Annotated in this window: 18 protein-coding genes and 5 tRNA genes; 12 read left to right on the top strand and 11 right to left on the bottom strand. The window is 53.8% G+C overall.

What is annotated here, in order from left to right; genetic code table 11:
- The first annotated feature begins 25 nt into the window (after positions 1–25).
- On the top strand, positions 26–715 hold the full coding sequence (locus tag E2H98_RS18940; protein WP_133592494.1) for a TMEM175 family protein: 690 nt from the start codon (positions 26–28) through the stop codon (positions 713–715).
- A gap of 36 nt (positions 716–751) precedes the next feature.
- On the opposite strand, the gene E2H98_RS18935 is transcribed toward E2H98_RS18940, so the two are convergent.
- The 9 genes from E2H98_RS18935 to rmf form a co-directional block, all read right to left on the bottom strand.
- A tRNA-Leu gene (locus E2H98_RS18935) sits at positions 752–840 on the bottom strand.
- 39 nt (positions 841–879) lie between these two features.
- Positions 880–955 (bottom strand) — tRNA-Gly (locus E2H98_RS18930).
- Positions 956–973: 18 nt separating this feature from the next.
- Positions 974–1,047: transfer RNA gene (locus tag E2H98_RS18925), tRNA-Cys, on the bottom strand.
- Between the two features lie 82 nt (positions 1,048–1,129).
- Positions 1,130–1,205, bottom strand: a tRNA-Gly gene (locus tag E2H98_RS18920).
- Positions 1,206–1,300: 95 nt separating this feature from the next.
- Complete coding sequence (gene pgsA, locus E2H98_RS18915) at positions 1,301–1,858, bottom strand: CDP-diacylglycerol--glycerol-3-phosphate 3-phosphatidyltransferase (RefSeq protein WP_133592493.1); 558 nt, start codon at positions 1,856–1,858, stop codon at positions 1,301–1,303.
- Between the two features lie 56 nt (positions 1,859–1,914).
- Positions 1,915–3,777, bottom strand: coding sequence for an excinuclease ABC subunit UvrC (gene uvrC / locus E2H98_RS18910; RefSeq protein WP_133592491.1), 1,863 nt, complete (start codon positions 3,775–3,777; stop codon positions 1,915–1,917).
- Positions 3,778–3,792: 15 nt separating this feature from the next.
- Positions 3,793–4,434: a UvrY/SirA/GacA family response regulator transcription factor gene (uvrY, locus tag E2H98_RS18905; protein WP_133592489.1), complete on the bottom strand. Its 642-nt coding sequence runs from the start codon at positions 4,432–4,434 to the stop codon at positions 3,793–3,795.
- Positions 4,435–5,069: 635 nt separating this feature from the next.
- A tRNA-Ser gene (locus E2H98_RS18900) sits at positions 5,070–5,159 on the bottom strand.
- A 330-nt stretch (positions 5,160–5,489) separates the two neighbouring features.
- Positions 5,490–5,663 carry a ribosome modulation factor gene (gene rmf / locus E2H98_RS18895; RefSeq protein ID WP_133592487.1) on the bottom strand — a complete coding sequence of 58 codons (174 nt, stop codon included), beginning with the start codon at positions 5,661–5,663 and terminating at the stop codon, positions 5,490–5,492.
- Positions 5,664–6,018: 355 nt separating this feature from the next.
- Between rmf and E2H98_RS18890 the strand changes: the two genes are divergently transcribed.
- From E2H98_RS18890 to E2H98_RS18845, 10 genes are all read left to right on the top strand, one after another.
- Complete coding sequence (locus tag E2H98_RS18890) at positions 6,019–6,393, top strand: MerR family transcriptional regulator (RefSeq protein WP_133592485.1); 375 nt, start codon at positions 6,019–6,021, stop codon at positions 6,391–6,393.
- A gap of 34 nt (positions 6,394–6,427) precedes the next feature.
- Positions 6,428–7,588 (top strand): isovaleryl-CoA dehydrogenase, encoded by a 1,161-nt coding sequence (locus tag E2H98_RS18885; RefSeq protein ID WP_133592483.1) that lies wholly within the window; start codon positions 6,428–6,430, stop codon positions 7,586–7,588.
- A gap of 164 nt (positions 7,589–7,752) precedes the next feature.
- Positions 7,753–8,937, top strand: coding sequence for an acetyl-CoA C-acetyltransferase (locus E2H98_RS18880; protein ID WP_133592481.1), 1,185 nt, complete (start codon positions 7,753–7,755; stop codon positions 8,935–8,937).
- Between the two features lie 70 nt (positions 8,938–9,007).
- Positions 9,008–10,144, top strand: coding sequence for an acyl-CoA dehydrogenase (locus E2H98_RS18875; RefSeq protein WP_133592479.1), 1,137 nt, complete (start codon positions 9,008–9,010; stop codon positions 10,142–10,144).
- A gap of 38 nt (positions 10,145–10,182) precedes the next feature.
- Positions 10,183–11,790 carry a carboxyl transferase domain-containing protein gene (locus tag E2H98_RS18870; protein ID WP_133592478.1) on the top strand — a complete coding sequence of 536 codons (1,608 nt, stop codon included), beginning with the start codon at positions 10,183–10,185 and terminating at the stop codon, positions 11,788–11,790.
- A gap of 3 nt (positions 11,791–11,793) precedes the next feature.
- Complete coding sequence (locus E2H98_RS18865) at positions 11,794–12,603, top strand: enoyl-CoA hydratase/isomerase family protein (protein ID WP_133592476.1); 810 nt, start codon at positions 11,794–11,796, stop codon at positions 12,601–12,603.
- Positions 12,603–14,594: an acetyl/propionyl/methylcrotonyl-CoA carboxylase subunit alpha gene (locus E2H98_RS18860; RefSeq protein ID WP_133592474.1), complete on the top strand. Its 1,992-nt coding sequence runs from the start codon at positions 12,603–12,605 to the stop codon at positions 14,592–14,594. Before E2H98_RS18865 ends, E2H98_RS18860 begins: the two co-directional genes overlap by 1 nt.
- A gap of 17 nt (positions 14,595–14,611) precedes the next feature.
- Positions 14,612–15,517, top strand: a complete 906-nt coding sequence (locus tag E2H98_RS18855) for a hydroxymethylglutaryl-CoA lyase (protein WP_133592557.1) — start codon at positions 14,612–14,614, stop codon at positions 15,515–15,517.
- Positions 15,518–15,621: 104 nt separating this feature from the next.
- Positions 15,622–16,320 carry a CoA transferase subunit A gene (locus E2H98_RS18850; RefSeq protein WP_133592472.1) on the top strand — a complete coding sequence of 233 codons (699 nt, stop codon included), beginning with the start codon at positions 15,622–15,624 and terminating at the stop codon, positions 16,318–16,320.
- 11 nt (positions 16,321–16,331) lie between these two features.
- The gene (locus E2H98_RS18845) at positions 16,332–16,991 is read left to right on the top strand and encodes a CoA transferase subunit B (protein WP_133592470.1); all 660 of its coding nucleotides are present in this window, start codon (positions 16,332–16,334) and stop codon (positions 16,989–16,991) included.
- A gap of 121 nt (positions 16,992–17,112) precedes the next feature.
- On the opposite strand, the gene E2H98_RS18840 is transcribed toward E2H98_RS18845, so the two are convergent.
- The gene (locus tag E2H98_RS18840; RefSeq protein ID WP_157591471.1) at positions 17,113–19,905 is read right to left on the bottom strand and encodes a PKD domain-containing protein; all 2,793 of its coding nucleotides are present in this window, start codon (positions 19,903–19,905) and stop codon (positions 17,113–17,115) included.
- A 391-nt stretch (positions 19,906–20,296) separates the two neighbouring features.
- Positions 20,297–20,521 carry a hypothetical protein gene (locus E2H98_RS19240; RefSeq protein WP_162848205.1) on the bottom strand — a complete coding sequence of 75 codons (225 nt, stop codon included), beginning with the start codon at positions 20,519–20,521 and terminating at the stop codon, positions 20,297–20,299.
- A gap of 96 nt (positions 20,522–20,617) precedes the next feature.
- Between E2H98_RS19240 and E2H98_RS18835 the strand changes: the two genes are divergently transcribed.
- Positions 20,618–23,029 carry a response regulator gene (locus E2H98_RS18835; protein WP_162848204.1) on the top strand — a complete coding sequence of 804 codons (2,412 nt, stop codon included), beginning with the start codon at positions 20,618–20,620 and terminating at the stop codon, positions 23,027–23,029.
- Positions 23,030–23,120: the final 91 nt, after the last annotated feature.

Below are 23,120 nucleotides of genomic sequence, written 5' to 3'. Positions count from 1 at the left end.
CCCGGTTCTTGCCGGGAGTTTTTGTATGCGCAATGGAAGTCGCCTGGAAGCATTTACTGATGCAGCATTTGCCTTTGCCCTGACCTTGTTGGCCATATCCGGCGACGAAATGCCGGGCAGCATTGCTGAACTGAAAAATGCCCTGCACCAAATCCCATCATTTATTGTCAGCGCCGCGCTGCTGATCATGTTTTGGCATGCTCATCAAAGCTGGTCGAAAGATTATCGCAGCGACGATGGCGTTTCGATTTTGCTGACCTCGGTGTTGGTGTGCACCGTGCTGGTCTATGTCTATCCTTTAAAAATGCTGTTCAGCGGTTTTTTCCACTGGGTGACCGGCGGTCTGTTGAAAACCTCCTACACCGCCACCGGCCCCGCCGATATTTCGGATTTATTCGCGATTTATGGTTATGGATTTATCACCATGTGCATGGCGATGTTTTTGTTGTATCGCCACACCATCCGTCAGGCGAAAAAACTTGGGTTGACCGACGAACAGAAATTCCTGGCCGCGCAACATGGTTTTTCGTTTTTGCTGTTGATGAGCCCTGGCGTGCTGTCACTGATTTTGACTTATACCTTGCCGGAAAAATATTTGGCGCTGAATGGCATGGTGTATAGCCTGCTTGGCATCATCATGCCTCTGTACGGTGTTTATTCGGAGAAACAATACCGAGCCTGGCGCGCCGCGAGAGCGAATGTTGATAAAGGTTGATGCAAAGGGGATTGAAAGCGAAACGCTGCAAGCGAATGGTGCCCGGAGCCGGAATCGAACCGGCACGGTCGTTTCCAACCGAGGGATTTTAAGTCCCTTGCGTCTACCTATTTCGCCATCCGGGCTTTGGATAGAACTGAAAGCAGAAGATCGCTTTCGGAATTTGGAGCGGGAAACGAGACTCGAACTCGCGACCCCGACCTTGGCAAGGTCGTGCTCTACCAACTGAGCTATTCCCGCTTATAACTGATGAAAAACTGGAGGCGGAGGTCGGAATCGAACCGGCGTAGACGGATTTGCAGTCCGCTGCATGACCACTCTGCCACCCCGCCGTGGCAAACAGTGAATACCATCCACTGCGTTCTAACCAGTCTTTCTGGCAACTCCGCCGAGCGCGAAACCACCGTTAAAATCTGGAGCGGGAAACGAGACTCGAACTCGCGACCCCGACCTTGGCAAGGTCGTGCTCTACCAACTGAGCTATTCCCGCAAAACAGGACGCGCATTTTAACGAATGGCCTCCCGCTGTCAAGCTATTGAATCCTTTATTTTTTTGTTGATTATTCCTTGCGCAGAAGGCGTATGTCAGTGCCGTTTGGCACCCAATTCAAACTCTGGCCAAGCCGCTTTCAGGTAGACAATCATCGACCACAACGTGAAAACCACAGCAACGTAGATCGCGACAAATCCAAATACGTCCCATTTGTGGCCAACCGGTGTCGCCAGCAACACAACGATAGCGAACATCTGGCAGGCGGTCTTGATTTTGCCGACCATCGACACCTTGACGACGCCGCGCTTACCGAGCTCCGCCATCCATTCACGCAGCGCCGACACGGTAATTTCGCGCGCAACGATAACGCTGGCCGCGACCGCGAGCCACGGTGAGTTGTAGACCTCGACCAACAAAACCAGCGCGACGGCGACCATCAGCTTGTCGGCCACCGGGTCCAGAAATGCGCCCAAACGCGAGGTTTGGCCCATCTGGCGCGCGATGTAGCCATCGAGCCAGTCGGTGGCACTGGCGAGTGCAAAAATCGCAGCGCTGGCCAGGTAATGCCATTTCCAGGGCAAGTAAAACACCAGCACGAAGGCTGGGATTAAAGCGATTCGGAACAGCGTCAGGATGTTCGGGATGGTCATGCGTTATCGTTGTCGGAGTTGGGACGGCCGCTTGAGGCAGGTGCGCAGTATGCCAGTTACGGGTGCAGCGCGCGATAAATGCGTTCGGCCAATGCCCGTGAAATGCCGGGAACGGCGGCGATATCATCAACGCCAGCCTTGGTCAGTTCCTGCAGACCACCAAAGCGGCGCAGCAGCTCTTTACGTCGGGCCGGACCGATACCGGTGATACCTTCCAGCGGGGAACGATTGCGGGTCTTAGAGCGACGCTGGCGATGCCCGGTGATGGCAAAACGATGTGCCTCATCGCGAATCTGCTGAATGAAATGCAGCAAACTGGAGTCGGCAGGCAATTGTACTGGCTTTGGCCAGCCGGTCACATGCAGTTCTTCCTGGCCGACACGCCGATCCGGCCCCTTGGCAATACCAATTGCCAATACGGTATCGATTTGCATCTCTTCAAGAATTTGTTGTGCCTGACGCAGCTGTCCAGGACCGCCATCGATAAACAGCAGATCCGGCAACACGCCCTCGCCTTTTTTCAGACGCGCATAACGGCGCGATAGCGCCTGGTACATCGCCGCGTAATCATCACCGGGTGTAATGCCTTCAATATTGAAACGCCGGTAATCGCTTTTACGCGGCCCGGCTAAATCGAACACCACGCAAGAAGCCACTGTCGACTCGCCCATCGTGTGGCTGATATCGAAACATTCAAAACGTGTCGGCACGACATCAAGAGCGAACAATTCTCGCAGCTGTTCACCACGCTTTTGCGCTTCCGCTTGCTGGGCAAAACGGCTGGCAATCGAGTTCTCGGCATTGCGTTTGGCCATGTTCAACCAAGCCAGCCGATCGCCACGCACCTGTGTCGCGACGCGAGTTTTTCGCTGCGTGCGTTCCGATAGCAACTCCGCCAACGCTTCGGACGTTTCATCGCTGCCGTTATGAATAATCTCACGCGGAATTTCCCGCTCAGCCAGATAAAACTGCGTTAGGAACGCATCGATCAGTTCGTTAAATTCGGAGCCTTCCGGCAACGGCGGCAGCTCGGCATGGCTGCCGGATACCCGGCCATCACGAACATGCAGCACGTAAACGCAGGCCATGCCTTTTTCAATGACACCGGCGACGACATCGACATCACCGCCATCGGCTGACACGCGTTGACGATCGAGCACTTTGCGCAGCATCGCGATTTGATCGCGCTTCTGTGCTGCTTGCTCAAACTCCAGCTTTTCCGAAGCCCGCTCCATCTGATTGGCGAGCTCATCAATGACGGCTTGATTGCGACCTTCGTAGAACATCGCCGTCAGGCGCACATCATCGGCGTATTCCTGTTCGCTGACATAGCCAACGCAGGGCGCCTTGCAACGCTCGATCTGATACTGCAGACACGGCCGCGAACGATTGGCAAAAAAACTGTTTTCGCATTGCCGCACTTTGAACAGTTTCTGCAACAAATACAGCGATTGTCGAACCGCACCGGCGCTAGGATAAGGTCCAAAATAGCGGCCTTTTTCTTTGCGTGGCCCGCGGTGAATCGCCAGTCGCGGAAATTTATCTGCGGACATAAACACATGTGGATAAGACTTATCGTCGCGCAGCAGAATGTTGAAACGCGGCAGGTATTGCTGAATCAGATTGTATTCGAGCACCAGCGCTTCGCTTTCCGAACCGGTCAGCGTGATCGCGATATCGCAAACGAGTTCAACCAGTGCCGCCGTTTTGACGCTGTCGACTTCGCGCCGGAAATAACTCGACACCCGATTCTTCAGATTCTTGGCTTTGCCGACGTACAGCGTTTCCCCTTTGCTGTCGAGCATACGATAGACGCCGGGGCCAGTGCTCAGCACCTTCAGCCGGTCGCGCAGTTTTTCCGGTGCATCAATAAGACGCGAAACCGGCTCGTCGCCGGTTTGTTCTGGGGATTTGGACATCAGTGATTCGAGCAGTTATTGCTGGGTTTGTACCACACCGTGGCGTATCGCCATATGGGTAAGTTCGACATCGCTGTTGACTTTGAGTTTCTCAAACAGGCGATAACGGTAGCTGTTGACGGTTTTTGGACTCAAACAAAGCTTGTCGGCGATTTCCTGAACCTTGTGACCTTGCGTCACCATCAACATCACCTGTGTTTCGCGCTCGGACAACAATTCGAATGGATTGTCCTCGCCATCGGTGACCTGGCGCAGCGCCATTTGTTGCGCCACTTCGGCCGCAATGTAACGGCGACCACCGGCCACTTGCCGAATGGCTCGCACCATTTCATGAACATCGGCACCTTTGGTTAGGTAACCATGAGCACCGGCTTGCAAAAACTTGGATGGGAAAGGTTCGTCACCGTGCACAGTCAACGCGATGATTTTCGCGTCCGGCACCTGGCGCAGAATACGCTTGGTCGCCTCCAGGCCACCGATGCCCGGCATGTTGGCGTCCATCAGAATGACTTGCGGTTTGAGTTCCTTGGCCAAACGAATCGCGTCTTCGCCAGACGCCGCTTCACCGACAACTTTGATGTCGCCCGCATCTTCCAACAGACGCTTGACGCCAGTTCGCACCAAATCATGGTCGTCGGCCAGCAATACTTTAACCAATCGGGTTCCCCTCAACTCGGAGCCTGTACAGCGAATGACCGAAATCGGTTTTCGTGGTCAGGAGGTTTGTTATAGGCAGTAAAAGTACTGCCAGTACCCGGGCAAGACAATACCCCCGCTGAACAAATATAGCCTTTGTCAGAAGATTTAACAGGTTGTTGAATTTATGGGGGTTTTGGCTGATGGGAAAGAGTCGCATTCAGGGGAAAACGATGGGCGCCAAGACTCGGTCCATTTCTGCTCGAGAAACAGCGGTGAGATGAATTCGCAATCGCTTGGGGCGATTACTCACCCCTTCGGGGCGCCTTCGGCGTCCAAAAATTTGCCAGGAGCAAATTTTCGCGCCAGCCCCGTCAGGGGGACGCCACAGGGATGTGGCGGACAAAACGCTGTCGCGTTTTGTCGAACTGGTGAGTTCTCATTCACCACCACCGCCAAAAACGAAGGGCGCCACGAATAGGAGCAATGCTGTTTGGGGACCGGCGGTGAGATGGATTCGCAATCGCTTGGGGCGATTGCTCACCCCTTCGGGGCGCCTTCGGCGTCCAAAACGCTGTCGCGTTTTGTCGAACTGGTGAGTTCTCATTCACCACCACCGCCAAAACAAAAGGCGCCACGAGGGCGCCTTTTGATTTTGGCGGAAGCGGTGAGATTCGAACTCACGGATGACTTGCGCCATCGCCGGTTTTCAAGACCGGTGCATTCAACCGCTCTGCCACGCTTCCAAAACTGTCTAATTTTTCAAATCTTGCTCGATCTTCAGCTGGCGCTCGTCGCGCCAGTAGACCGGTGCATTGCTCGCCTCATCCATGAGGCTCGTCCCTTCGGGACCGCTTTCGGCGCTCCAAGTTTGCAAAACTATTTAATTTTTCGCTCACAACGACTAGGTAAGCCAGCCTCGGTACGAGGGGCGGCAAGAATACCGAAAGCTTTGGTGACTGAAAAGGGAATTTCTGAGCTTTTATCGGCAGTTGCTCAGGTTTTGCGCAACCAGAAAAAGAAAAGCGCGGCTGGTTAGGCCGCGCTAAAAGTACTGGAGAAGAAAAACGGGTCAACTAAAGCAGGTGTTCTCCTTGAAGATACGTTTTCGCTTCGCGCCAACCCCCTATCCAATGTTCCCGAAAGTCGGTCGATGAATAAGGACAGGTTTCCCGGCTCTTGCCTTCCAAACCCGCTTGGTAACCACGAGTTTGGGCACGACTTAAGCGATCGCGTTTTTGTCTCTTCATAAAAGCCACCTCTCAAATTGGCGTTTTTCAACGTGAGACGACTACTGGGCAGTGCTGTCACCAGGAACCGCCTCGAACCCAACATAGCGCTTCGCACCGCTCGGCGCAATGACCAAGCTCAACAATTGTGAAGCTAAGACAGGACTTTAGAATCACATTAGAATCAAATCATAAATATATGTTTTTTATGGATATTTTAATTTTTAAATTCGAATGCGAACACTCGTCTGAATAAGCTTTTCGGTTAAAAAACAAGCGCTTGCAAACCACCACTTGACTGGTCTGGACAGTAGCCATTACCTTTACGTAAACGTAAAGCAGCGTTAAGCTCTTAAACTTATACGGAGTGGCCAGCATGAAACAGACCTTCTCAATCTCTGATCTCGCCCGGGAATTCGATGTAACCCCCCGCTCTCTGCGCCATTACGAAGATGAAGGCCTGCTTTCTCCAGAGCGTCAGGGCCAGCAGCGCATTTACAGCGTCCGTGACCGGGTGCGTCTGGCATTGATTATCCGCGGCAAGAACATCGGTTTCTCACTGGCGGAAATCCGCGAAATTATCGATCTCTACGATTTGCCGCACGGCGAAGAGCTTCAGGCTCAGGTGTTGCGCGCCAAAATCGCCCGCCGCCGCGCCTCGCTGCTCGAACAACGCAGCAACATTGATCACATGCTGCAGGAACTGGAAGCGATTGATTCCCGTATCCAATCCGTAAAAGTCAAAACCTGATCCCCTACCCCCCAATCCAGGAGCTCAACGCGTTATGTATCCTTCTCTCGATTTTGCGCTCGGCGACACCGCCAACATGATTCGTGAAATGGTGCGTGCATTCGCCGAAAAGGAAATCGCCCCGATTGCCGCTGAAGTCGATCACAAGAACGAATTCCCCAATCAACTGTGGCGCAAATTTGGCGAGCTGGGTTTACTCGGCATCACCGTCGAAGAGGAATACGGCGGCTCAGGCATGGGCTATCTTGAGCACGTAGTCGCCATGGAGGAAATTTCCCGCGCTTCAGCATCGATTGGTCTGTCGTACGGCGCCCATTCCAACCTCTGCGTCAATCAAATTCGCAAGAACGGCAACGAAGAACAAAAGCGTAAATACCTGCCGAAACTGTGTTCGGGTGAGCACGTCGGCGCGCTGGCGATGTCTGAGCCAGGTGCCGGTTCCGATGTCGTCTCAATGCGCCTGAAAGCCGATAAAAAAGGCGATGCGTATGTGCTTAACGGCAACAAGATGTGGATCACCAATGGTCCGGATGCCGACACGCTGGTCGTCTACGCGAAAACCGATGGCAATGCCGGCCCGAAAGGCATTACCGCGTTCATTATCGAAAAAGGCATGAAAGGTTTCAGCACCGCGCAAAAGCTTGACAAGCTTGGTATGCGCGGTTCGAACACCTGCGAGTTGGTGTTCGAAGATTGCGAAGTACCGGAAGCAAACATTCTCGGCAAATTGAACGAAGGCGTACGCGTACTGATGAGCGGCCTTGATTATGAACGCGCCGTGCTGTCGGCCGGTCCGCTTGGTATCATGCAGGCGTGTCTGGACGTGGTGCTGCCCTATGTTCATGAGCGCAAGCAGTTCGGTCAGGCCATCGGCGAGTTTCAGTTCATTCAGGGCAAAGTCGCTGACATGTACACCACGCTGAACGCCAGTCGCGCCTATATTTACGCGGTAGCGAAAGCCTGTGACCGGGGCGAAACCACGCGCAAAGATGCGGCGGCAGCCATTCTGTTCTCGGCCGAAAACGCCACGAAAATGGCGCTGGAAGCGATTCAGGTGCTCGGTGGTAACGGTTACATCAACGAGTACCCGACCGGCCGACTGCTGCGTGACGCGAAGTTATATGAAATCGGTGCCGGCACCAGCGAGATTCGCCGTATGCTGATCGGCCGCGAGTTGTTCAAGGAAACGGCGTAAACTACGTCGTTGTTTTCGGCCTGTTGTGATAGCAATACAGTTGCGGTCACAACAGGCAATCGGGCGGTGTACCGCCGCTCCTCATTTAGTGGTAACGAAAGTCCTGTTCGCGGGATAGCGGATAGCATTGCAATTTCCAGTCATTGCCAATTGAAGAGGTCACCATGTCGCAAGATCCTATCGTCATCGTTTCTGTCGCCCGCACGCCAATGGGCGGATTTCAGGGTTCCCTTTCCGCGCTGAGTGCGCCAGAGCTTGGCGCCCACGCCATCAAAGCGGCGTTGAGCCGCGCCAATCTGGCCGCCGAACAAGTTGATGAAGTATTGATGGGCTGCGTGCTGCACGCCGGCCTGGGTCAGGCCCCTGCCCGCCAAGCGTCGATTGGCGCCGGTATTCCGAAAAGCGTGCCTTGCACAACCATTTCCAAAGTCTGCGGCTCGGGCATGAAAGCCGTAATGTTCGCGCACGACGCGATTCTGGCTGGCAGCAATCATGTGCTGGTTGCCGGCGGCATGGAAAGCATGAGCAACGCCCCTTACTTGCTGCCGAAAGCGCGTGGCGGCATGCGCCTCGGCCACGGCCAGGTGCTCGACCACATGTTCTTCGACGGGCTCGAAGACGCCTATGACAAAGGTCGTCTGATGGGCACGTTCGCTGAAGAAACCGCTAAAGCCTATGGTTTCAGTCGCGAACAGCAGGACGAATTTGCCATTACCTCAACCAAGCGCGCGCAACAGGCCATTGCCGATGGCTCGTTTGATTGGGAAGTCGAGCCGGTCACCGTTGCTGATCGCAAAGGTGAAGTCGTCGTCAAAATCGACGAACAACCGGGCAACGCCAAAATCGACAAGATTCCTACATTGAAACCAGCATTCGCCAAAGACGGCACCGTTACTGCCGCCAACTCCTCATCGATTTCCGACGGCGCCGCCGCGCTGGTATTGATGCGCGAAAGCGAAGCGAAAAAACGCGGCCTGACTCCATTGGCCCGTATTCATGGCCACGCCAGCCACGCCCGTCAACCGGCGCAATTCACAACGGCTCCGGTCGGTGCGATTGAAAAACTGTTCGAGAAAACTGGCTGGAGCGATGCTCACGTTGATCTGTACGAAATCAATGAAGCCTTCGCCGTGGTCACGATGGCGGCGATGAAAGATCTGAAGATCGATCAGAACAAAGTCAACGTCCATGGCGGTGCCTGTGCCCTCGGCCACCCGATTGGTGCGTCCGGCGCTCGCTTGATCGTGACCTTGATCGGCGCATTACGTACTCACGGTAAAAAGCGTGGCGTTGCCAGCCTCTGTATCGGTGGCGGCGAAGCGACAGCAATGGCTATTGAACTGATCTAAATGTTGAATAACGCGCGCTGGCACTTTTGGTTCTGGCGCGCGTTTTGTTTTTTCTGTCCGGAATGGAACCATGTTGCTAACTGAAGAACAACGCATGATTCGCGACGCCGCGCGCGATTTCGTCCAGAACCGCATTACCCCGTTTGCCCACGAATGGGACAAAAACAAAACCTTTCCGAAAGACGCCATTCAAGGTTTGGGCGAACTCGGTTTTCTCGGCATGACCATTCCGGAACAATGGGGCGGCTCGAATATCGGTTACATTTCTGCGGCGCTGGTTATCGAAGAAATCGCGGCCGGTGATGCCGCCTGTTCGACCATCGTTGCCGTCAACAACTCGGTTGCCTGCATGCCGATTTACGCGTTCGGTAATGACGCGCAAAAAGAAAAATTCCTGAAGCCGCTTGCCTCCGGGAAAATGCTTGGCGCGTTCTGTTTGACCGAACCGCATGCCGGTTCCGATGCTTCTGACCTGCGCACCAAGGCCGTCAAAGATGGCGATCATTATGTGTTGAACGGCAGCAAGCAATTCATTACCTCCGGCAAGAACGCTGGTGTTGCCATTGTTTTTGCTGTCACCGATCCCTCGGCCGGCAAGAAAGGCATCAGCGCCTTTATCGTGCCGACTGACACGCCCGGATACCAGGTCGCGCGCATCGAAGAAAAACTCGGTCAGCACGCGTCTGACACGGCACAGATTGTTTTCGACAATTGCCGTATTCCGGCTGAAAACCTGCTCGGCAAAGAAGGCGAAGGCTATAAGATTGCCCTGTCGAATCTGGAAGGCGGTCGCATTGGCATAGGCGCGCAAGCAGTGGGTATCGCCCGTGCGGCACTGGAAGCCGCTGTCCGTTACGCCGAAGAACGCAAAGCCTTTGGCAAACCGCTGGCTGATCATCAGGCCGTATCGTTTTCGTTGGCGCAGGTTGCCACCGAGATTGAAGCCGCGCGTTTGATGTATTTACAAGCCGCGGCATTGCGTGAAGCCGGTCAGCCTTGTTTGAAAGAAGCATCGATGGCCAAACTTTTCTGCAGTCAGGTCGTTGAGCGTGCCTGCTCGGCGGCGATTCAGGTACACGGTGGTTACGGTTATCTGACCGATTTTCCGGTTGAGAAGTATTACCGCGATCAGCGCGTCTGCCAGATTTATGAAGGCACATCAGAAGTGCAGAAGCTGGTTATTGGCCGCTCACTGTTCCAACACTGAATGTCAACAGCCCCTAAACAAGCAAAACGGATAAGCCCATGCCGGTAATTCAGTCCACGATCAATGCGCGCAGCGCCGAATTCAAAGCCAATGCCGAAAGCATGCAGGCATTGGTAGATGATCTGCGCGCCAAAATGAAAGTCATTGCCGATGGCGGTGGCGCCAAGGCCAATGAAAAACATCTGTCGCGCGGCAAATTGCTGCCTCGCGATCGCATTCGCCAGCTACTCGATATCGGCTCGCCGTTTCTGGAGCTGTCGCAATTCGCGGCCTGGGATATGTATGGCACCTCGGTGCCGGCAGCCGGCATCATCACCGGTATTGGTCGCGTTGCCGGTCGCGAATGTTTGATCGTCTGCAATGACGCCACGGTCAAAGGCGGCACTTATTTTCCGATGACCGTGAAAAAACACCTGCGCGCTCAGGAAATCGCTCGCGAGAATCGCCTGCCCTGCATTTACTTGGTCGATTCCGGTGGCGCCAACCTGCCGCAGCAGGATGAAGTATTTCCGGACAAGGATCATTTCGGCCGCATCTTCTTTAATCAGGCAACGATGTCAGCCGATGGCATTCCCCAGATCGCGGTGGTCATGGGCTCCTGTACTGCCGGCGGTGCTTATGTACCGGCGATGGCCGACGAATCGATTATCGTTAAAGAGCAAGGCACGATTTTCCTTGGCGGTCCGCCACTGGTGAAAGCGGCAACGGGTGAAGTGGTTTCTGCCGAAGAACTCGGCGGCGCCGATACCCATTGCAAACTGAGTGGCGTTACCGATCATTACGCCCACAACGATCAACATGCACTGCAACTGGCGCGGCAAATTGTTTCCAATTTGAATATCGTCAAGCAAATGCCACTGGCTATTCGTGAGCCGCGTGAGCCTCTGTACCCACCGGAAGAAATTTACGGTGTGGTGCCGAACGATCTGCGTAAGCCATTCGATGTTCGCGATGTCATCGCCCGCGTCGTTGACGGCTCGGAACTCGATGAATTCAAACCACTGTACGGCAGTACACTGGTTTGCGGTTTTGCGCATATTCACGGTTACCCGGTTGGCATCGTGGCCAACAACGGCATCCTGTTCTCGGAATCCGCGCTGAAAGGTGCGCATTTCATCGAACTCTGTGCCCAGCGCAAAATCCCGCTGGTTTTCCTGCAGAACATCACCGGCTTCATGGTCGGTAAAAAATACGAGCAAAGCGGTATCGCCAAGAACGGGGCAAAAATGGTGACGGCAGTTGCCTGCGCCAATGTGCCGAAATTCACCGTGATCATCGGTGGTTCATTTGGCGCCGGTAACTACGGCATGTGCGGTCGCGCTTACAGCCCACGCTTTATGTGGATGTGGCCGAATGCGCGTATTTCCGTTATGGGTGGTGAGCAGGCGGCCAACGTATTGGCCCAGGTCAAACTCGATAATTTCGAGAAAGAAGGCAAAACCTGGCCGCTGGAAGAACAGGAAGCGTTCAAGAAACCGATTCGCGAACAATATGAGCAGCAAGGCCACCCCTACTACGCCAGTGCGCGTTTGTGGGATGACGGCATTATCGATCCCGCCGATACGCGTCGTGTACTCGGCATGGGCCTGTCGGCGGCGATGAACGCCCCGATTGAAGAAACCAAATTCGGCGTATTCAGGATGTAAACCATGGAAACGACTGCGATTGTAATCAATAAAGATGAACGCGGCGTCGCGACGATTACGCTCAATCGTCCGGATGTGCACAATGCGTTCGACGATGCATTAATCCGCGACATGACTGTTGCGTTGCAGAATTTCAACGCTGATGAAAGCGTACGCGTCGTCGTGTTGCGTTCGACCGGAAAAAGTTTTTCCGCCGGCGCCGATTTGAACTGGATGAAACGCATGGCCAGTTACTCCTGGAACCAGAATTACCAGGACTCACTCGGTTTGGCGACGTTAATGCAAACGCTGGCTTCAATGCGTCAGCCGACGGTTGCCGTCGTGCAAGGCGCCGCATTCGGTGGCGGTGTGGGTCTGGTTGCCTGCTGCGATATCGCGCTAGCCTCTGATAAAGCCAGCTTTTGTTTATCGGAAGTCAAACTCGGTTTGATTCCGGCGGTGATTTCGCCTTATGTGATCGAAGCCATCGGCGCGCGTGCGGCCAAACGCTATTTCGTTTCCGCGGAGCGCTTTCCGGCCGAAACAGCATTGCGTTTGGGCTTGGTGCATGAGTTATTCGATGCCGAGCAACTCGAACAAGCGGCCGATACCTTGATTGACACGATACTCAGCAATGGCCCCGTCGCCGTGCTGGAAGCGAAAAAGCTGATCAAACAAGTTGAAGGCAAAGTGATTGATGAAGAATTGATTCGTCACACGGCGCAAAAGATTTCCGATATTCGTGCCTCGGCAGAAGGCAAAGAAGGTATCGGTGCATTTCTGGAAAAGCGCAGCCCGAACTGGAACGTTAAACCCGCTACGGATATAGATTGATGTTTGAGAAAATTCTGATCGCCAATCGTGGCGAAATCGCCTGTCGGGTCATGCGCACGGCTCAGCGCATGGGCATCCAGTGTGTCGCGGTGTATTCCGATGCCGACGCCAACGCCATGCACGTCAAAATGGCTGATGAGGCCTGGCATCTGGGTGGCGCTGCGGCGCGCGACAGTTATTTGAAAGGCGATTTGATTCTGGAAATCGCGAAAAAGTCCGGTGCGCAAGCGATTCATCCCGGCTACGGATTTCTGTCGGAAAACGCTGAATTCGCCGATCTCTGCGAACAGAACGGTATCGTCTTCATTGGCCCGCATGCCGCGTCCATTCGCGCGATGGGTTCGAAAGCCGGCGCCAAGGAAATCATGGGCCCGGCAGGCGTACCGCTGGTCAAGGGCTATCATGGCGATGATCAATCGCTAGCGACCTTGCAAAAAGCTGCCGACGATATCGGTTACCCGGTATTGATCAAGGCCGTTTCCGGCGGTGGCGGCAAAGGCATGCGTCAGGTGTTTTCCAGCGATGAGTTCGCGGAGAATCTGAAATCTTGTCAGCGCGAAGCAAAAGCCTCGTTCAACGACGAACGTGTACTGGTGGAAAAATACCTGACCAAGCCCCGCCATGTCGAAATTCAGGTGTTCGCCGACACGCATGGTCACGCCGTATACCTGTTTGAGCGTGATTGCTCGGTGCAGCGTCGCCACCAGAAAATCATCGAAGAAGCCCCTGCCCCGCTGATGAAGTCCGAGATTCGCCAGAAGATGGGCGAAGCAGCGGTGCGTGCGGCAAAAGCGGTCAATTATGTTGGCGCCGGTACCTGCGAATTTCTGCTTGATGAAGACGGTTCATTTTACTTCATGGAAATGAACACTCGTCTGCAGGTCGAGCATCCGGTCACCGAAATGATCACCGGACAGGATCTGGTTGAGTGGCAACTGCGCGTGGCCGCTGGCGAACATCTGCCGTTGAAGCAGGAGCAATTGCGCATCAATGGCCACGCGTTTGAAGCGCGTATTTATGCCGAAGATCCGGATAACAACTTCCTGCCTTCGACTGGCACGTTGCATCATTTGCGTCAGCCGCAAATCGGCGCGCATGTGCGGGTTGATACCGGTGTCGAACAAGGCGATACCGTGTCGATTCATTACGACCCGATGATCGCCAAGCTGATCGTTTGGGATGAAAGCCGCGAGAAAGCCTTGGCGCGTTTGCGCGCGGCATTGGCTGAGTACGAAATTGTCGGCCTGACCCACAACATTCGCTTTCTGCACTCACTGGCTTCGCATCCGGAATTCATCAAAGGCAATGTCGACACCGGTTTTATCAAGAAGCATGAACAAGCCCTGTTCCCGCCGAAGCCGGATGTCAGTGATGAACAACTGGCGATTGCCGCGTTGTTCCTGATGGCTGACCGCATGCGAGATGCGAAATCGCAGGCCAGCAAAAACGCTGATTGCTATAGCCCCTGGGCCGATGTCACCGGCTGGCGCATGAACGAAGATAATCATCATCAATTCACGTTTATTGCCGATGAAAAGGAATATCCGTGTCTGGTGCATTTCCGTCCGCATGGTGTCGTTCTGGAATTGCCGACCGGTGAATGCCGCGCTACCGGCGAACTGACCAGCGATGATCTACTGGCCATCAACATCAATGGCAAGCGTCAGCAAGTGCGCGTCGTGCAGCGTGACAAGATGCTGACACTGATTGGTCATGGTTGGTCACGTGTACTGCAACTGAAAACGCTGAACCTCGAAGGCATGGGTGGCTCCGGCGCAGGTCGCTTGACCGCACCGATGCCCGGCTCGGTGATCGACGTCAAAGTCAAAGCCGGTGATGAAGTCAAACAAGGCCAGGCGTTGTTGGTGCTGGAAGCGATGAAAATGGAACACACGATTCGTGCCCCGGCCGATGGCCGCGTCGCTGAAGTGATGTTCGCACCCGGCGACATGGTCCAGGATGGTGTTGAACTCGTTCGTTTCGAAAAGTAAACGCTATAGGGTGAATGATGGCTTTACCGCAGAAAGTAAAAATCGTTGATGTCGGCCCGCGCGATGGTTTGCAGAATGAAAAAACCATTGTCTCGACCGAGGTCAAAGTGGAACTGATTCAGCGCCTCGCTGAGGCCGGCCTGCCAGTCGTTGAAGCCACCAGCTTTGTGTCGCCGAAATGGGTACCACAAATGGCGGACAACGTCGAGGTCATGGCGAAAATTCAGCGCAAGTCCGGTGTGCGCTATCCAGTGCTGACACCAAACCTGAAAGGTTTTGAGGCAGCGCTGGCAGCCGGCGCTGATGAAGTCGCCGTTTTTGGTGCCGCGTCGGAAAGTTTTTCGCAAAAAAACATCAATTGTTCGATCAAGGAAAGTCTGGAGCGTTTTGCGCCGGTCATGGAAGCGGCCAAAGCCAATAATGTTCGTGTACGTGGCTATGTGTCCTGTGTACTCGGCTGTCCGTACGAAGGCGAGATCGCCGTCGGCAAAGTAGCAGAAGTGGCGAAAACGCTGCTCGATATGGGCTGCTATGAAATCAGCCTCGGTGACACCATTGGCGTCGGCACACCGGGCAAAGCACGCACGATGCTGGAAACCGTCGCCAAGCAGGTGCCAATGACGCAGCTGGCCGTGCATTTTCATGACACCTACGGCCAGGCCTTGGCGAATATTTTTGCCTGCCTGCAAGCCGGTGTCGCGGTGGTCGACAGTTCGATAGCCGGCCTCGGTGGCTGCCCTTACGCCAAAGGCGCTTCTGGTAATGTCGCGACCGAAGATGTCGTCTATATGCTGAACGGTCTTGGCATTGAAACCGGTATCGATATCGAACGACTGCTGGATGTCAGCGCGTTTATTTCGGCCCAGCTTGGTCGCGAACCGGTATCGAAAGCGGCTAAGGCTATGCTGGCCAAACGCCGCTGAACCCGTTTCAGCTGAACGAGTTAATGCAAAAGTTGTAATGTTAGAAATCCGGCGCCCGATTACAATGCGCCGATCAACTCTCCAAACCCTCTAAAGGAGTGGCAATGTCTGGCTTTGATAAGGTGGTCAGCACCTACGACGAAGCGCTCGCGGGCTTCAAGGACAATATGACCGTGATGGTCGGTGGTTTCGGTTTGTGTGGTATTCCGGAAGGCCTGATCAAAAAAGTCTATGAAATGGGCAACAAGGGCCTCACAGTCATTTCCAATAACGCTGGCGTTGATGGTTTTGGTCTCGGTTACTGGCTGGAAAAGCGCCAGATCAAAACGATGATTGCTTCCTACGTTGGCGAGAACGCGCTGTTTGAAAAGCTGCTGCTGTCCGGCGAAATGGAAGTGATTCTGACACCGCAAGGTACCTTGGCAGAAAAAATCCGCGCCGGCGGCGCTGGCATTCCAGCGTTCTTCACCGCGACCGGTTATGGCACCAAGGTGGCCGACGGCAAAGAAACACGCGAAATCAATGGCCGCCACTATGTGCTGGAACCATCATTGACCGCCGATTTTTCGCTGATTCGCGCCTGGAAGGCAGACCGTTTCGGTAACCTGGTCTTCCGCAAAACGGCGATGAACTTTAACCCGATGATGGCGACAGCTGGCAAAATCACTGTTGTCGAAGTCGAAGAAATTGTTGAGCCGGGTGAGTTGGACCCTAACCATATTCACACCCCTGGCATCTTCGTTCACCGCGTAATCAAAGGTACGTTCGAGAAACGTATCGAACAACGCACCGTCAGCAAATAAGGAGAACGAACATGGCCTTGACTCGTGAACAAATCGCCATGCGCGTCGCCAAAGAATTGCGCGACGGCTATTACGTCAACCTCGGCATCGGCATACCTACCCTGGTCGCCAACTACATTCCAAAAGGCATGCAGGTGATGCTGCAATCGGAAAATGGTTTGCTCGGTATGGGCCCATTTCCGACCGAGGAGAATATCGATCCGGATTTGATCAATGCCGGCAAACAAACGGTTACAGCGGTGACTGGCGCGGCGTTTTTCAGCTCAGCCGAAAGCTTCGCGATGATTCGCGGCGGACATGTCGACTTGACCGTGCTCGGCGCTTTTGAAGTTGATCAGAATGGCAACATCGCTTCGTGGATGGTGCCGGGCAAACTGGTCAAAGGCATGGGCGGTGCGATGGATTTGGTCGCTGGCGCTGAGAACATCGTTGTAACGATGACTCATGCTGATAAGCACGGCAACTCGAAACTGCTGAAAGAATGCACGCTGCCATTGACCGGTGTTGGCTGCATCAAGAAAGTCGTCACCGATTTGGCTTACCTGGAAATCATTAACGGCCAGTTCCACTTGCTGGAGCGAGCGCCGGGCGTCACCGTCGAGCAAATCAAGTCGCTGACTGCTGGTGATCTGGTGGTGCCTGCAAATGTTCCTGAAATGGTTTTTCCCTAACGCCGCTGAACGTTGAATTGAAAAAGGCATGTCAACTGACATGCCTTTTTTGTTTTCCACTGCCGCGGTGGCGACAGCATTCAATCAATACTTCTAAGCTCAAATTATCGAGAGACGTAACTCATGGCCGTTGAAAAGTGAATGTGTAAGCCCCTACCCCAGCATAATTTACGACGCGATAACGATAATAGCCACTTGAGCCGGAATAGTTGATAGCTTCCACCGATGTCGGCGACTCGCTCTTGGCAACTTGTTGCCACGCTGATCCTGTCCAACGATCCAGGTAAACATCAAAGTCTGTGCCTTGCGGCCCCTGCAAACAAACGCTATGGGTTCCCGCAGAAGTGCTTTGATACCAGGTGCCATTCGGTTGAATTTGACTCTGCCCATTGGCTCCCGCGAAACTGCCGTTAATGGTGGTGCCCGCACAGGCGCTGCTCGAAATGACGACGGCGCGGTTAATACTCGCCGAGGCACCGTCATCATCGGTTACCGTCAACTGCACTTGATAGGTTCCGTCATCAGCGTAGGTTTTTGCTGGGTTCGTTTGAGCACTCGTTGTGCCATCACCCAAATCCCAGAGTCGCGAAACGATTTGGCCATCATCGTCTTGAGAGGCATCGGTGAACGACACGCTTTTTCCATTCACGGAAAACTGGAAGTTTGCCACGGGCGGTTGATTGCTTTGTGTTCCTTGCAGATTGACCTTCCAGGCACCACGACCATAGGTTCCCGCAACCAGCACATGAGGTTCATCGTCGATTTCCAAGTCCATTACGACATTACCGATCGGCATGCCGGCATTGAACGCGGTAAAAGTATTTCCCGAATCAATGCTCTGGTACATCCCAATATCCGTGGCAACAAATACCCTTGTCGGTTGACGAGGATCAACGGCTACTGCATTGGCAGGGACATTGGGTAAACCGTCGCCAATCGCAGACCAACTGGCGCCGTTATTAGTGGAACGATAAAGCTTGGCGCCACCGAACGCCGAACGGGTGACATAGGTCGTACGAGAATTATCTGGAGCAACAGCGATATCGGAAACGCGACCACCCGGATAGTTATTGGTCACATCGGTCAATGAACCCGCACCTTGAACCGCATTGCTATGAAAGTAAATTTTTCCTCCGGATGTGCCGACGTACACCGGATAAGCATTGCCCGCCTGCGTTGGCGTGATCACTGACGCCGCACTTCCCAATGCCCCTCCAACAGCAGTCCAGGAAAAGCTTGATGCCGAGGTGTTGCCGACATACAAGCGATCCGATGCGACCCAGACTTTGTTGCCTGCCGCAGCAAGCGGCGTTACCCATGGGAAATTTCCGCTGCTCAATCCAGTTTTCGGCAAAGCACTGAAGGTACCAGCTGTTCCGCCTTGAAAAGATCGAACGATATTCGGATAACCACCGCTTGGATAACTGGTCTGCAGAACTGTTGATGGATTCGATGGATCAACAACGTTCATGAAACCATCACCGCTGGCATAGGTTAAGTTCCAGACCTTGCTGATATTTCGACTGGACGATGAGTTGTCTTGTGCTCCACCAAAAATTTTATCAGGGTTGCTAGTGTCGATGGCGATATCATAAAACTGGGTGACATTCAGATTGGCGTTCATGTTGATGAACGATGAACCGTTGTTATCGGTGCGCCAAATACCACCATCACTACCGATATAAAAGCGGTTGGGATTGGATGGAGAATAAACCAGCACATGAGTGTCCTGATGCACCTGCTGATTACCACCCCAGCTACTGGTCAGCGTTTGCAAACTGGTTCCGCCATTTGTTGAGCGGGCAAAACGAATGCTACCAACCAGGATGGTATCGCTCTGTTGAGGATGCACCGTAATCGCCTGGTTATAGGTGCACTGGCCTTCACAGGCGTTGCTGTTCACCCTCGTCCAACTTGCTGCTGCATTCGTGCTTTTGAATAGCTGACTACCAGCTAAAACATACAGCACTTGGGAATTGCTCGGCGCCAGTGCAAGACGTACGCGACCCGTTCCCACCGATAATCCCTGGCTGCTTTGCGCGAAGGTTGCTCCCGCGTCAACTGACTTCATTACACCAACACCAGAGACGGTCGCATACACCACCGACGACCCGGGAACAAAAACGATGTCTTCAACTTTTCCGGACAGTACTTTGCTCCATGTTGAGCCGCCATTTGAACTGCGATAAGCACCGGCCCCCACTAGCTGTCCAGATTCATTGCATTGACCGAAGCCACCTACCAGCACAGTCTGGTTATTGGTGGAATGAATGGCGACGCTATTCACTACTGATAACGGCATTGCGGTAGAACCGCTTCCGTTCTTTTCTTGCCATGTTTGTCCGCCGTCGGCACTGAAGAACACCCCTTGTCCAAAGTAGCCCGCACATGCTCCGCCATTTCTGTCACCGGTTCCCACCCAAATTCGATTTCGATCTCCGGGCTCAATGGTGATCGCTCCAATCGCTAGCGTTCCCACGTTATCGAATACAGGCATCCAAGACTGTCCGGCGTTTGTGGTTTTCCAAACACCGCCGGCGGCACTACCAAAATAGACAACATTATCGTTTGTGGGGTCAATGGCGATGCTATTGGGGCGTCCAGAAACTCTACCCATTACCCAGTTGCCCATTTGCATTGAGGAAGGCCCCATTTCCTCCCATACTTCACCGGCCATCAATTGCTGTGCTCGCATTTGTTGCGCTTGAATCTGCAACATTTGGATCGCTTGTTGACGAGCCCGACCAGCTTCACCGCGGTCTCTCAATCCTCGCGTTTCTTGCAGCCACTGCTGACGCTTCCGAATCTGATCTGATTCATCACCTTTTGCCACACTTGTTTGCGGTAGAGCACTCGTCGATGCCATCAGCGCCAGTAAAGCGAGATGCCGCCAAAATCTTGTACGCCTTGTCATAATATCCCTCCGGTTAAATCATGTGATGCACGCACCATGCGGCACCCAGGAATTTCTTGAAATCAACAGTAAAAAAGTGAGAACAAGCGCAAGACAAACAGCACTCGCCAGACCGCACGGTGACATCCTTTTCTGCCAATCCAGCGAACTTGATCGAGGCGAAGTCGGGAACAACCATCACTGTTACAGGCTTACACCCAGTTTTGGAAAAACGCGCTCCGACCAGAGTAAAAAAATGACGATTGTTTTTACTTCGAAGTGAGACAAAGCCCGCAAAACTACTCCATGGGAAATTCATTTGTATAAAGTTATCGACTTAGGCAGCACATTCATACAACCCCATCCAGGCGATTTCAGACTACTGGGGGTAGCTAATCGGGTAGCCATGCTTTCATGCTCTGTTACCATGGCTTCGACCAAAACCTTTCGTCTCGCTCCCCTCTTCTCCAAGCATCACCGCGTTTACCTGCATCGCTGATTGCTGGTGATCTGGTGTGTGCCAGAGCATGTGCCGGAAATGGTCTTTCCCTCCTCGGACGCGGCTATCCAGCACCACAAGAGGCAGGTCAAACGACATATTTTTCTTGTATCCGGGCACAATGGTTATCAGCAGCACATAGCGCCACCTATCGTCGCCATCAGCAATAGCGAATCCGGCAAAATACGGCTCAGCGCCTATACTTTGCCTGCCTGCGACGATAGGACTATGGCCATGAACGATAAACTTCCCGCCGAACTGTTGGCATTGCGCGAAAAATTCACCGCGACGCTGCCGGAGCGCAGTCGTCAGGTCAACGAACTTTGGTCGATACTCCGCCATCAAGCCTGGTCAGACGCGGGCGTACACGCGCTGCAAATGCTGGCACATCGACTCAGCGGCAGTTGCGCCACCTTTGGCTATCCGAAAATGGGCGACGCCGCTCGTGCGCTTGAGCAGTTCATTCAACATCGTCGTGAACAAGGTTTGGATTTTGGTGGCATCGAGCGCGAGCGACTGCAGGCCCTGGTCAGCCAATTGATTGCCGCGCTGTTACAACGCGGCGACGAAAAACTGCCTGAAGCCTGGCAAGCGGCAGGGCTGAAGGCAACTCCAACTGCAGAATCCGCAACGGTATTTATCGTCGATGATGACCAGGTACTGGCCAATCTGCTCGCCACCTATCTGCAGCGTGCAGGCTATCAGTGCGAAAGCTTCACGACACCATCTGATTGCCTCCATCGCCTTGCTGAGCAACGCGCCGATTTAATCATCATGGACCTCGGTTTTCCGGAAGCACCACTGCTCGGTATCGACGCCATTCAGAGCATCCGTGAACTGACCGGCGGCCAAACGCCGATCATGCTGATGTCGGCGCGCACCGATCTCGCCGCCCGTCTGCAAGCATTGCGCGCTGGCGCGGCGAATTTCATTCACAAACCCGTCGACTTCTCAGAGCTGTTGAAAGCCGTGCAACACACCATCGATCGCGCCATGCCGTCGTTGAAAGTGTTGATCGTTGATGATGATGAAATGATTACCTCGGCGCTGGAAAAGTCGCTGCAACAAGCTGGCATGCAGCCACTGGTCGTCAATCAGCCGATGAACACCTTGCAAAAAGCAGCACAGTTCAAGCCTGATGTCATCATGCTCGACATGCACATGCCCAAGGTAAATGGTTTTGAACTGGCCGCACTGATTCGGCAAGACCCGACTTTCAGTCTGATGCCCATCGTGTTTCTGACCTCCGATACCTCGGCCGATCTAAAACGCTCCGTCAGGGCGCTCGGTATCAGCGCCTATCTGACCAAACCGATTGAGCCGGAAAAGCTGATCGAAGTATTGCAGCACGCCCACCACAACACCCGGCAACTGAAGCGCCGTATTGAACGTGTCACCAAAACCGAGAAATCCTCGTTGCTGACACGCAGCTATTTTTTTGACGCATTACAACGACAGCTGGCTGACGAGCAACGAGAACGCCGCATGTCACTGATTTATCTTGGCGTCGATAATCTCGATAAGCTGCAACAACTGTATGGCCATGCAGGTATGGCACGACTGCATGAGCAGTTTGTTCAGCGCATTGCCGACAATCAGGCCAGCGGTGAACAATGGACCATCGTCGCGGACTTGGTGGCGTGCGCGATGTTCAACAGCATTGAGGAAAAAACCTTATTGAGTCGCGCCGAACAACTATTGAGCGCTTTCCAGCAACATCCGCTGCGCGCCGATGGGCAGGAACTCAGCGCCACCATCAGCATCGGCATACTGCCACTGGAACAGGCGCCTGGCTCGGTCAACGCCGCGATGGCTGCCGTTGAGCGGCAGTATGAATTGGCGCGTCAACACCCGACCAATAGCGTCATGTTGCAGCAACAACAGGTGGCACCAGAAGGCATCGTGTTTGATCCGCAACAGGATTTGCCGGTGGACCGACTGTCTCTGGCGTTTCAGCCGATTGTCGACATCGAAACCCATGCCGCCAATCATTTCGATGTCTTGGTACGCTATCGGGATCAGCATGACAATCTGATTCCGGCCGGACGTTTCATTCGTTTACTGACCGATGCGGACAAACGCATGGAGCTTGACCGCTGGGTATTGCAATCTGCGATCAAATCCCTCGAATCGGATTCGCTGACACGCGAGTCAGGCACACTGTTTGTACACCTTTCCGAAGATAGCCTGAAGCAAAAGCTGTTTCTGTCATTTATCGCCAACGTTCTACGTAGCTCTCGAATCCGTGGCGACAAACGGTTGATCATCATGCTCGACGCGCAGTGGGTTAGCTTGCATCAGGAATACGCGGCATTTGTCGTCAAGGCTCTGCGCGATGCACGTTGCGGTGTCTGCCTGATCAAGCTTGCCCTGGAGTCACCGTTTACCCAGATGGTCAGCTCGCTGAAGCCGGAATTCATCAAACTCGCTAACGATATCCCGTCACAGTTGGCGGACAAAACCCTGTCAGCGTCTGCACTGGAACCGTTGACGCAGGCATGTAACGAAGCCGGCGGTCAATTGATCGCGACTCATGTCGAGGATTCCGCGACCTTGGCATCGCTCTGGCAAAAAGGTATACGCCTGTTTCAAGGCTATTTTATTCAAGCGCCGGGTATCGACTTCAGCAGAAAAGAAGCTGGGTAGTCATGTGCTACGTGCAATAGTGAATGACAGGGTCGGGCGGAGTATCGCAAGATAGTGGCATAGCGCTGAACGCACATTGGAGTGCAACTTT

The sequence above is a fragment of the Permianibacter aggregans genome, assembly GCF_009756665.1.
Classification (GTDB): domain Bacteria; phylum Pseudomonadota; class Gammaproteobacteria; order Enterobacterales; family Permianibacteraceae; genus Permianibacter; species Permianibacter aggregans.
Note: the sequence above shows the minus strand (reverse complement) of the source record. Positions and strands in the feature narration are given on the sequence as shown.

Coding starts and splice junctions, on each gene's coding strand:
- E2H98_RS18940 (WP_133592494.1), top strand. CDS start 26: ATGCGCAATGGAAGTCGCCTGGAAGCATTTACTGATGCAGCATTTGCC.
- pgsA (WP_133592493.1), bottom strand. CDS start 1,858: ATGACCATCCCGAACATCCTGACGCTGTTCCGAATCGCTTTAATCCCA.
- uvrC (WP_133592491.1), bottom strand. CDS start 3,777: ATGTCCAAATCCCCAGAACAAACCGGCGACGAGCCGGTTTCGCGTCTT.
- rmf (WP_133592487.1), bottom strand. CDS start 5,663: ATGAAGAGACAAAAACGCGATCGCTTAAGTCGTGCCCAAACTCGTGGT.
- E2H98_RS18890 (WP_133592485.1), top strand. CDS start 6,019: ATGAAACAGACCTTCTCAATCTCTGATCTCGCCCGGGAATTCGATGTA.
- E2H98_RS18885 (WP_133592483.1), top strand. CDS start 6,428: ATGTATCCTTCTCTCGATTTTGCGCTCGGCGACACCGCCAACATGATT.
- E2H98_RS18880 (WP_133592481.1), top strand. CDS start 7,753: ATGTCGCAAGATCCTATCGTCATCGTTTCTGTCGCCCGCACGCCAATG.
- E2H98_RS18875 (WP_133592479.1), top strand. CDS start 9,008: ATGTTGCTAACTGAAGAACAACGCATGATTCGCGACGCCGCGCGCGAT.
- E2H98_RS18870 (WP_133592478.1), top strand. CDS start 10,183: ATGCCGGTAATTCAGTCCACGATCAATGCGCGCAGCGCCGAATTCAAA.
- E2H98_RS18865 (WP_133592476.1), top strand. CDS start 11,794: ATGGAAACGACTGCGATTGTAATCAATAAAGATGAACGCGGCGTCGCG.
- E2H98_RS18860 (WP_133592474.1), top strand. CDS start 12,603: ATGTTTGAGAAAATTCTGATCGCCAATCGTGGCGAAATCGCCTGTCGG.
- E2H98_RS18855 (WP_133592557.1), top strand. CDS start 14,612: ATGGCTTTACCGCAGAAAGTAAAAATCGTTGATGTCGGCCCGCGCGAT.
- E2H98_RS18850 (WP_133592472.1), top strand. CDS start 15,622: ATGTCTGGCTTTGATAAGGTGGTCAGCACCTACGACGAAGCGCTCGCG.
- E2H98_RS18845 (WP_133592470.1), top strand. CDS start 16,332: ATGGCCTTGACTCGTGAACAAATCGCCATGCGCGTCGCCAAAGAATTG.
- E2H98_RS18840 (WP_157591471.1), bottom strand. CDS start 19,905: ATGACAAGGCGTACAAGATTTTGGCGGCATCTCGCTTTACTGGCGCTG.
- E2H98_RS18835 (WP_162848204.1), top strand. CDS start 20,618: ATGAACGATAAACTTCCCGCCGAACTGTTGGCATTGCGCGAAAAATTC.